General features: G+C 43.7%; 7 protein-coding genes. 4 read left to right on the top strand and 3 right to left on the bottom strand.

All coding sequences use genetic code 11. The annotated features are described in order from the left end of the window. Positions 1 to 219: 219 nt before the first annotated feature. On the bottom strand, positions 220 to 1,131 hold the full coding sequence (locus ACZND6_RS11970; protein WP_279175055.1) for a DMT family transporter: 912 nt from the start codon (positions 1,129 to 1,131) through the stop codon (positions 220 to 222). A 678-nt stretch (positions 1,132 to 1,809) separates the two neighbouring features. On the opposite strand from ACZND6_RS11970, the gene ACZND6_RS11975 reads away from it, so the two are divergent. The 4 genes from ACZND6_RS11975 to ACZND6_RS11990 all read left to right on the top strand — a co-directional run bounded on the left by ACZND6_RS11975 (position 1,810) and on the right by ACZND6_RS11990 (position 7,890). After that, complete coding sequence (locus ACZND6_RS11975) at positions 1,810 to 2,931, top strand: acyltransferase family protein (protein WP_293738451.1); 1,122 nt, start codon at positions 1,810 to 1,812, stop codon at positions 2,929 to 2,931. A gap of 95 nt (positions 2,932 to 3,026) precedes the next feature. Continuing rightward, positions 3,027 to 4,391, top strand: coding sequence for a replicative DNA helicase (dnaB, locus tag ACZND6_RS11980; RefSeq protein ID WP_278384992.1), 1,365 nt, complete (start codon positions 3,027 to 3,029; stop codon positions 4,389 to 4,391). An 872-nt stretch (positions 4,392 to 5,263) separates the two neighbouring features. Continuing rightward, entirely contained in the window at positions 5,264 to 6,379 is a 1,116-nt protein-coding gene (locus ACZND6_RS11985; protein ID WP_293738452.1) for a replication initiation protein, read from the top strand. Between the two features lie 170 nt (positions 6,380 to 6,549). Then, entirely contained in the window at positions 6,550 to 7,890 is a 1,341-nt protein-coding gene (locus ACZND6_RS11990; protein WP_489524726.1) for an MFS transporter, read from the top strand. 62 nt (positions 7,891 to 7,952) lie between these two features. Here the strand turns inward: ACZND6_RS11990 and ACZND6_RS11995 are convergent, their stop codons facing one another. Both ACZND6_RS11995 and ACZND6_RS12000 read right to left on the bottom strand, forming a co-directional pair. Next, a complete protein-coding gene (locus ACZND6_RS11995; protein WP_293738454.1) occupies positions 7,953 to 8,930 on the bottom strand; it encodes a ParB/RepB/Spo0J family partition protein in 978 nt (325 codons plus the stop codon). A 2-nt stretch (positions 8,931 to 8,932) separates the two neighbouring features. After that, positions 8,933 to 9,703, bottom strand: a complete 771-nt coding sequence (locus tag ACZND6_RS12000) for a ParA family protein (RefSeq protein WP_021868467.1) — start codon at positions 9,701 to 9,703, stop codon at positions 8,933 to 8,935. Between the last annotated feature and the right edge of the window lie 407 nt (positions 9,704 to 10,110).

The following is a 10,110-nucleotide window of genomic DNA, read 5'->3' on the forward strand; positions in this document are numbered from 1 at the left end:
TTCGCCGCCGCTCAGTTTCGTGAGCGAAGAATTGAAATTTTACTCGTTTAAAATTTTCTGTCAAGCGACTGAGGAATTTCAAATGTAAAACTTCGTTTCCGTTTATCGTTGCTGCGTCGTGCGTCAGCGACAGGACGTGCATCTTAACGAAACAATTCTATGTGCGCAAGTTGGGCACGTCTTACAAATGTTTCTAATTGTTGTGTGCTTTATACAACATCAGTTTGCAGTTAATGATTCCGCATCTTTAGACGGCCACGCAAGAATAAGCATGTTGGCAAGAATAGCTGTTGCGCCGAGCAGTTCATATGAATTGAACGTAGCACCCAGAATAATCACCGACAGGGCAACTGCGGATAAGGGTTCAAAGGAACCGAGGATAGCTGTGATTGACGGAATAACGTACTCAGTACTTTTGAGATAACACCAGAATGCCGCAACCGTTCCGAAAGCAATTATTTGGAAATAACAAAGAACAGAGGGCAAAGTCCAATGAACATCCATTGCAAAGGGATTAGTGAAGAGACAAGCAATCGATCCGCCGACAACCATTCCCCAGCCCACAACATTAGAAACTCCGACACGAGAGATAACGTTTTTAGGCTGTACAGTGCAAAAAGCCCCGAAAGCGGATGACAGCAAGCCCCAAAATGCCCCGGTAGAAACAAAATCCAGAGACTCGAAATTTCCTTTGGTAACGACCAAAGAAACTCCGGTTATAGCCAGAAAGAGACAAAAGAATTCTTTGGGGACAGGTTTTCGATGTTTGCAGATCGCCAAATATCCGATGATAAAAAGCGGACCGACACCAACCATAATAGCTGCGGTTCCGGCATTACTCTGCTCAATCGCAAGGAAGAACGTATATTGAATTAAAAGAACGCCGACACCGTAGATCAAAACGTCACGGATATTTCGCTTTTCTTTGAACGGTTTCAGAATACTTTGAAATCCTCCGAAAGCAGCTTGAAGCGCCAATAACAGAACCCCGGCTCCGATTAAGCGAAGCGTTGTGAGGTGACGGGCTTCGAAACCGCAGTTAGTAAAAAGATATTGGGCAGCCACGGCCATACTTCCCCAGCAGCAGCCCGCAAATGCTGCCAGGAAGACACCTTTGAGAATTTTCAGCATTCTTGTAGTCCTAGAAACTAAAAGTTTAGCAATCCGGCGCTTTATTTAGGTGAGTCCGCAAAGTTGCCTGTTTTGCCAAACCAAACAAATTGAAATGCAAGACGACAAAAATGTAGTTTTGACCACAGTTTTTGCGAATTGCCATTCTGCTGTCTTGCCTTGTGGTCTTTTCCACTTATTTGTTTTCCTTTTTTCTTTTTCTATGTGAAAAAGACCACAATTTTTTCCGATTTTTCTACCTCTGAGGACTTTTCCGCCTAAATAACGATAGCGATTTCATTCTGCTGCCTATCTCGCCTTTTCAAAGAAGCAAAAACTAATTTTTTGTGGTCTTTTACACATATTCCAAAGTTTCTCCTCCGTAGATTGTGGTCTTTTTCTCATTGTTTAGAGCTGGAGAAGAAAGCTTTAGAGCAAAGTCACGCTGAAAATCCTTATCCGTTCAGCGCCTGCCGGAACATTGAGCTCAACCAACTAAATTCCTGCACATTTTCATTCTCTATTATGTGAAAAAGACCACAATTTTTAGTCCTATGTGCTTCGGCCAAAAACCACTTCTGAGAGATCTCTTTCAAGGCGTTAACTGCATTCTGATCATATTGCGATAAATCGTTTAGACGATTTTCTCTGGCCTTATTTATACTGTCTCTTCGAGTTCCTTACTCAATGAGATAAGCAATGACTGACGCCAAATATGTGAAAAAGGCACCAAGACAATCCAATCTCGAGCTCTCTCGAATTTTGGCAATGTACCTCATTGTGATGCATCACTTTTCCGTGCACGGCGGTTTACCGATTTGGAGCGGCTCCGCGCCGCTCTCTTTTAATTTTTACTTAGATCAGCTGCTTTCCACCGGAGGCAAAATCGGCGTTAATTTATTCGTCTTAATTACCGGATATTTCCTCGCTAAAAAGTTCAGTAAATTTTCCAGCCTCATCTACCTTTGGATAAAGACGTTTTCCTACGTAATTATCTTTTTCCTGCTCTTTTGTGCCCTCGGCTTGCATCCCTTTAGTTGGAGTTCTTTGATCGGCTGTTTCTTTCCAATACGAAATGATTTTTATTGGTTTGTTTCCGCCTACTTCCTCCTTATTCTGCTCTCTCCGTTTATCACGATAGGAATTAAAGCGTTAGGACAGCAAAAGCTGTTCGCCTTCTTATTGATTTTCGGTTTTTTCTGGTCAGTCATCCCCACGCTCACAACTAAACCGGAATATTACGGTTCAACGCTTTTTTGGTTTGTGTATCTCTTTTCTTGGGGCGCGTTTCTCAGAGATTATCTAGAAAGGAAAATCTTCTCCCAATCCCTGTGTTTGTCGGTCTGCGGAGCAAGCTGGGGCATTATTGCCATCATCATCGCTCTTGCCGATTGGAACAATCGCGTCGGGACTTTCATCGGTTACATTGATTGGTTCACCTTCGCAAACTTGTATAGCGTCTTCTCTTTAATTTGTGCCCTCTCGCTTTTTGTGTTCTTCAAACAGATGCAGATCGGCTACAAGCCTTGGATCAACAAATTTGCTGCAGCGATGTTCGGTGTCTACCTCGTTCATGAGAATCCGATTGTTTACCCGTGGCTCTGGAGCAAAGTATTCCACGTGCCGGAATATTTGGGTTCCTCTTGGTTCATCCTCTATGCACTTGCAGTAATTACAATCGTATTTTTTATTTGCGCGATTTTGGATCTTATTTGGGAAAAGGTCCTTCAATCCGGATATCAAAAATACCTTTTTCCCCGCCTCCAGCCGTTAGATAAAAGAGTTACCGACTTCCTTAATGCTCCGGCGAGCCAAAAATAATTGTGGTCTTTTTCTCATTTTTAACTTTTTTACTTCCGACTTTTTGAGCTTTATACCTAACTATCTAAAATGGGAGAAACTTTTATAGGTTGTTTATGTCTGCTCCCATCATTGATTCTTTACCGCTCCCGCCTCATTCTCCAGAAGCCGAGCATGCCCTTTTAGGTGCGCTTTTAGCGAATCCTGAATCTTTCCATCTAATCGAGCCTCCTTTAGAGCCCGGTGACTTTTACAACTATGCCAATCGACTGATTTATCAGGCGATATTCTCTTTGGCGTCTCAAGGCAAGCCGGCTGATGTTCTCACGGTTTCAGATTTATTGAGAGAGATCGGGAATGAGAAAGAGACAGGCGGATTGGAGTACCTCAATCGTTTGACGGAAAGCTACGCCAGCGCAGCTAACCTCAGCGAATATGCAAGAATCGTCAAAGATAAGGCACTCAAACGCAACCTCATTTCCAAACTAGCTCAATTAGAAGCTGAGGTCAATTCAGACAGAGGGGCTTCTTCCGAAGACTTGCTCGACCGCGTGCAAAGCGAGTTCTTAAAAATGGGACTTGGCAAAAATAAAGATGCTTCTTCTTTTGAGTCTTCCGGCTCTATTTTGGACGGCCTCATTGACGAAATGCGTTCAATTGCAGACTCTCCGACAGAAATCCGCGGCTGCGAAAGTGGAATCGAGCAACTTGACGACGTGACAAGAGGCTTTAGACCCGGACAATTGGTTGTCATTGCTGCGCGTCCCGGCATCGGCAAAACAGCCTTCGCGCTTCAGGTCGCACGCCGCACTGCCGTTCGTCAGAAAAAACCGGTTGCGATCTTCGCGCTGGAAATGACAAAGAACGAAGTTCTCAAAAGAATGCTGAGCTCTGAGAGCGAAGTTGAAATGGAAAGTATCGACGGCGCCCAAATGACGGATACTCAATGGAGCAGAATTTATCAAGCTCAAGAAGTGCTATCTAAAGCACCGATATTCGTTGACAGCTCAAGCGAGCTGACGCTTATGCGCATTAAGACGAAGCTTCGCCAGCTTGCTGCGCAGGTTGGAAATATCGGATTGGTTGTAGTTGACTATCTCCAGCTGCTAGAACAAGAAGACGAGAACGCTTCTGCGGATCTTCGCTCCATACAGATCGGTGTTCTTTCTCGGGGCCTAAAGCTACTGGCCAAAGAACTCAATGCTCCGGTCCTTCTTTTATCCCAGCTTAACCGTCAGGTCGAAAACCGGCCCAACCATACTCCGCTTCTTTCCGACTTAAGAGAATCCGGTTCCATTGAACAGGATGCCGACATGGTGCTCCTGCTTTATTCCAAGGCCAAATTCGGGCAGGAGCAAGGAGACTCCAGAACAATTTACATGGATTTGGCAAAACATAGGAACGGACGCCTAGAAGTTTTTTCTACGATTTTCAAAGGCGAGATCCAATGCTTTGAAGAATTAAACGCTTGGAATCAATGAGAAGAAAAAAGAGCCTAGACCGACGTGTTCAATGAACATCTAAATCTTGGAGGGCTTCGATCTAGGCCCGTAAACTGATAATTGTTAGAAAAAATAACACAAATATGTGATAAATAGCAAATTAAGAGACGGATTTTTTTATTTTTGAATTTAATAAAAAGCCCTGATAGCCTTGGGTTTTTCAAAAATTAGCCGGAACTATTTCATTCTGACACTCATAACCGCTATGCAATGTAATTTCTGCGGCCTAAGCTAACTTTCTGGCGGTGAAATTGTGGTCTTTTTCTCATATTTTAAGCTGGCTTTCTCTGCTTCGTCTTTCGATGACTTAATTCCTTCTCTTTCCTACTTTTTGATTTTCTTCACGTTGTATCACTCCTAAATTTCTTTTTTGCGAAACTTTTGTGGGATGCTGTCGGTGTGATCTGACAGGCTCTCTCTTTCAAAACCTTCTACGACAGAGGCTTGCTGATTTGTTCCATCCAAACCGAGCTGTTTGCGTCGCTTTAAAATTTTTTGAAGTCTTTTTCATTGGGTGTGTCTTTTAGTCGTAGGCCTTTTTTATATTTTTATATTAATCTTTTTATTTTTTTAAGCCTTCTATTTTCACTTTTAAATCAAAAGGTTACAGACGTAAAAATGTATAGAAGACCACAAAATATGAGAATTTGACCACAAATAGGCTGTTTTTCTCTGTGAAAAAGGCGACTTAATATGTGATTTTTACCACATATGCAGAAGAGTTTATGTGAAAAAGACCACAATATTATGTAAAAAAGACCACAGTGTCCCGATTCTTTTTTCTTTTGGAAGAGGAAGTGTGAGAGAATCAACTATCGAAATGTCAGAATGAGCCGGATCGGAGGGTATTAATGGCCAGCGAAAATCAACAACAGGAGTTTGAACTCCTCACAGACGATGATGATTGGTCTGACAGCCCTAAAGCCGGGAAAAAGAATTCTTTATGGAATACCAATGCGGTCGTTGTTAAATCAAACGACCTGCTGACGGCGAAAACCAATCTCACCTTAAATGAGCTTCGAATCATCTTAGTTGCGATCAGTAAGATCGATTCGATGAATCCGGAGGTCAGAGGGGATGCAAGTTATTGGGTTTCAGCCAAAGAGTTAAGAGAGATCGGCAGCGAGCGGTCTAAGGCCTATAAATACCTCCAGAACGCAGTCAATACGCTTTACAACAGAAGCGTTATCCGAACCTTCGGATCCAACGGTAAAGAACGTGATGAGTTTCGTTGGATTTCTAAGGTCTCTTATCGAAGCGGCATGATCGGTCTGACGTTTTCTCAAGAAGTCCTCCCCTTCCTGACGCGTATTCGCAGTAACTTTATTAGGTACCCGATTAAACAGATTTCCGAACTAAAGAGCGTTTCGACGCTGCGGTTCTTTGAGCTGTGTGTGCGCTGGCGCGGGCAGGTCAAGAAGATGACGATTACCGAGCTCAAAGACATCCTTAATATTCCTCAGAAAAAATTAAACGGAGACGTCGCCCGTATCGTACGTGAATGTGCCGCAAAAATTAATGAAGCGACCAAAATTGACTTCCATGTGGAATGCGAATTCGTCCGTACCGGCCGAAAATTTACCCATATCATCTTCTCTGTTAAGAATCGTCCCAACATTCTTGTAGAGAGAACTCAGTCAGTTCCGCCGGAGGATGTACCGGACGTTAGAGATCTTGTGGGCTATACCGATGAGGATTGGCAGAACCTGATCTTGTCAGACGGGCAGAGAAACTACTTTGCATCTCTTCTGAGCCGCCACAATGACGGCGGTGTAGGAAACCGCTTCGCCGGTGAATTCATAAACGCCGCCGGACGCGAAGGTTATTCTCAAGAGTCTTGGAAGCGCTGGATCGAAAACCGTTTAGCCGATCCAAAATTTGTTTATGAAGCGCGAGTTTATTTGCACGACCTGGGGTTTAAGCCTTCATCGGCGACCAGGAAAAATGTGAAAAAGACCACAAATTAAAACCTCTACGAAACAGCCGCCCGGCTGTTTTGATTTTTAGGAGTCAAGGTGTTCTGAAAAATATTGTGGTCTTTTTCACATTGTTTAAGCTGTTGGGTCTCTAAACGGCCGCATTCTTTCTGTTTTCCCTTCTCTTCCTCGTATCCTTGAAGAAAAAATAAGGAATCAAAATGGTTTATTTGGATACGATGCCTTTGAGATTGGGACATTTTCGGGTTTTGATTACAACAGCGATGGGTCAATTCCTGGGAGCCGCTGTTGCAACTCTTTCAGGCGTCTTGATTCCTCTTCTTGCCATCGTACAGCATCACGAATTGGACTCCGTGACACAAGGTCTGATTGCCAGTATGGAACTGATCGGCATTATGGTCGGATCTTTTGTTATCGGAAAGCTTGCCGATAAGGACGGATATCTTCCGTTTCTTCGGCTGAGTTCCATCCTTATTTTTATCGGCGCGTTAGCAGTCTACGTGACAGGAAGCGTTGATCTGCTGATTCCCTCGCTATTTGTCATGGGATTCGGCATCGGAGGCGATTTTGCGTTGGACTCAGACTATGTCGATGAAGTGATGCCGAAACGCTGGCAGGAAACGATGGTTGGTATCACCAAATCATTTTCTGCTCTCGGAAACTTGTCAGCTGGTGGAGGTTTTCTCGTTCTCTGTTCGATCGAGTGGACTGCAGAAATTTGGAGACAGATCTTCTTATTTGTGGTCTTTCTCTCATTTTTAATGATCATCAGCCGATTATTCTTCTTTAAAAGTCCCGGCTTTCTTATTGCAAAAGGGAAGTTTGACGAAGCCAGACAGGTTGTTAAGGCAATGCTTGGACCTGATGTAGAGATTCCACCGTCCTATTTGGAAAAAACTTCTTCTTCTAACGGCGCTAAAGTAGATCTGTTTAAAGGAGAAACCCTTCAGAAAGTGATTTTTTCCGGTGTGCCTTGGGGATGTTCAGGGCTCGGAGTATATGGAATCGGCATCTTTCTCCCGATACTGATTATGAGTCTCGGCATCTCGGGTTTTGATACTTCTAAACCGGATCCTTTAGGATCCGTAATGAACTCGGTGAATCTCACGTTTATTATCAGCTGGTTCATTCTCATCGGATTTATAGCCGGTCTTTTTATTCTTCATAAAGTTTCGACCGTCAAACAACAGTTTTACGGATTCCTGCTCGCCGCCGCGGCTGTTCTACTTCTGCTGCTCTGCTATTTATTTAAATGGCCTGCCGCTATTTCAATTGCAGCGTTTGTTCTGTTTGAACTGGCCCTTAACGCCGGCCCAAATCTTACGACGTTCATCATTCCGTCATTAGTCTTTCCGTTAGATATTAAAGCAGAGGGGGCGGGCTACGCTGCGTTCTTCGGGAAGTTTGGCGCTGTGATCGCTGTCTTTAGTTTTCCTATCCTCATGAAGCTGGGAGGCGTTTCTCTAGCGCTAGTTGTATCAGTTGGACTTGGCGCTTTTCTGACCTACTTCTACGCGAAAAAATTAGGACTGGAAAAATGAGAAAAAGACCACAAATCATCAAATGATTTTGTGGCCTTTTTCACATATCAAGAACGTTTGATCTATGCCAACTCGTCAATCATCCTGATCCTAATTTTGTCCACAGGCACTGGTACGACGGTTTTGTTGTCTTCACGTAAGACGCAGACTTCGTCGTGACGATCAGAAAGTAATCGCGGAAGAAGATTGCCGGAAACTTTCTCACCTGCCTCATCTAAAAATTCAACTTGAATACCCAAGGCTTTACCGGCGGGCACACGGCGATAACCTTTAGGAAAGTCTTTCTTTTTAAGACGATCCTCAAACGCAACGACTTTTTTGGGTTTCTGCGGAACGATTTTCTGGAGTCTGTCCAATACAGCCTGTGCAGAACCGCGGCTAATTAGGCCGTCTTTGTCTTTGCAAGCTTCCAGATCTTTAGCGATGTTGGTGCTTTTTTCACAGATATTGTTCAGGATCTGTGCTGTCTGGGCATCGTTAACAGCGCAATCGACAATCAATTTAAGAACTTCTTCCTTAGAAGAAGCTAATGCGGCAATACGAGAAATATAAGTTCTGTCTTTGCCCAAACGAGCAGCAATTTCGGTTTGGTTAAAACCGTTCTGAATCAGCTGGCTAATGCTTTGGATCAAATCCTGAAGCTTCATATTGTCGCGCTGGATGTTCTCGGTTAGCTGACCGAAAATTCTTTCTGAATCAGAAACAGGAGCATCAACAACAATAGCTTCTACCGTTTCCAAGCCGGCTTTCTTAGCCGCCAGCCAGCGGCGTTCGCCCTGCAGGACAACGTATTTATTGTTTTCACCTTTAATGACTGTAATCGGCATCAGCTGGCCGGATTTCATGGATTCAGCCAGCTCGTCGATATTCTCAATAACGGTTCTTACCTGAGGCCGGACCTCAATTGACTCTACTGGTAATTTTGTTAAAACCTTTCCATTGACGCCCGCGGCAATCGCACCGTTAAACTCGATCAAGCTTTTGATATTGGTCGGTTTAAAAGTTTGAGTCTTAGCTTTTGTAACTTTAAAAGTTTTCATAGTTAACCGATTTTCTTAATTCTTGCCAGCATTTCTTTGTATACGGCTTCAAGTTCTTCGTAGGATCGCTTGCCGTTGCGGATTTCGTCCACGGGGATACCCATTGTTGTAGCGGCATCAATCGGAGCGCGATGCCTGAGTTTGGAGTTGAAGATATCGCAATTAGTCTCAGAAACGAGATACTCCAGTGTGCTCTTAGCAGAAGCAGAGTCATCGTATTCATTAACCACAACACCTAAAAATTTCAGGCCGGGATTGAAATTCTGCTGCACGGCACGGATGGTATTGACCATGCCGGAGACGCCTCCGACCGCATAGCCTGAGAGTTTGATCGGGCAGATGACATAATCAGCCATGACCAATCCGCCGAGGAGTTTTCGGCCCAAAGAAGGCGGGCAGTCAACCAAGATATAGTCGTATGCGTCTTTCAGTGCCTGAATATTTGCAGCCGGGTTACGAATGACATCCAACTCACGGCTTTCGATGTCATAACCTTCGTTCGAGTTCGGTTCAGATCCGATTAAATCTACGCCGTACGGGGTGTCATCAAAGATTCCGAGCTCTTCGAGATTCGGTTCAAAAAGAGCCGCAGACGAAGTAGCGGTGTACGGCTGTCCTTGTGTCAAAGATTCTGTCGTATTTCCTTGCGAATCAATATCGATGACCAGCACTTTCTTTTTACGATGTTTACGTAAATAAAAAGCGGCTTGCACCGTTAATGTTGATTTGCCGACTCCGCCTTTTTGATTAGCAAAAGCTATGACCTTCCCCATAGGGACTTCCTTAAATTTGTAGATATCTTCAGACGGTATCTTAACAAATTCAAAAATCGGCGTTTGAAATGTGACGTGTGAACATGTTCACACTACAAAAGAGTTGTGGTCTTTTCCACATAATATTGAAACTTCTGAGAGAAAGATTTCAATGATTGTTAGCAGAGATTTGAAGGAAAATAAGAGACAAGAACTACACATCTGTGGTCTTTTTCACATAGTTCCGTTCTTCTAAGAAAAAGTTGAGAGAAGACGGACTTTAAACAAAAGAATCTAAATAAGTAAAATCAACAGCGATTAGACACATCGTACGTGTCTTATAGCTTATTTTTTAGATTATTGCACCGACGACACAGCCCGAACGCTCCGGTCCTCGTATAGAGCACCGGAGTTTTGTCATTTTGATG

The organism is Parasutterella sp., assembly GCF_057870745.1.

Bases quoted from the DNA above. Each gene is read 5' to 3' on its own strand.
- ACZND6_RS11985 (WP_293738452.1), top strand. From the start codon at position 5,264: ATGGCCAGCGAAAATCAACAACAGGAGTTTGAACTCCTCACAGACGAT.
- ACZND6_RS11970 (WP_279175055.1), bottom strand. From the start codon at position 1,131: ATGCTGAAAATTCTCAAAGGTGTCTTCCTGGCAGCATTTGCGGGCTGC.
- dnaB (WP_278384992.1), top strand. From the start codon at position 3,027: ATGTCTGCTCCCATCATTGATTCTTTACCGCTCCCGCCTCATTCTCCA.
- ACZND6_RS11995 (WP_293738454.1), bottom strand. From the start codon at position 8,930: ATGAAAACTTTTAAAGTTACAAAAGCTAAGACTCAAACTTTTAAACCG.
- ACZND6_RS12000 (WP_021868467.1), bottom strand. From the start codon at position 9,703: ATGGGGAAGGTCATAGCTTTTGCTAATCAAAAAGGCGGAGTCGGCAAA.
- ACZND6_RS11975 (WP_293738451.1), top strand. From the start codon at position 1,810: ATGACTGACGCCAAATATGTGAAAAAGGCACCAAGACAATCCAATCTC.
- ACZND6_RS11990 (WP_489524726.1), top strand. From the start codon at position 6,550: ATGGTTTATTTGGATACGATGCCTTTGAGATTGGGACATTTTCGGGTT.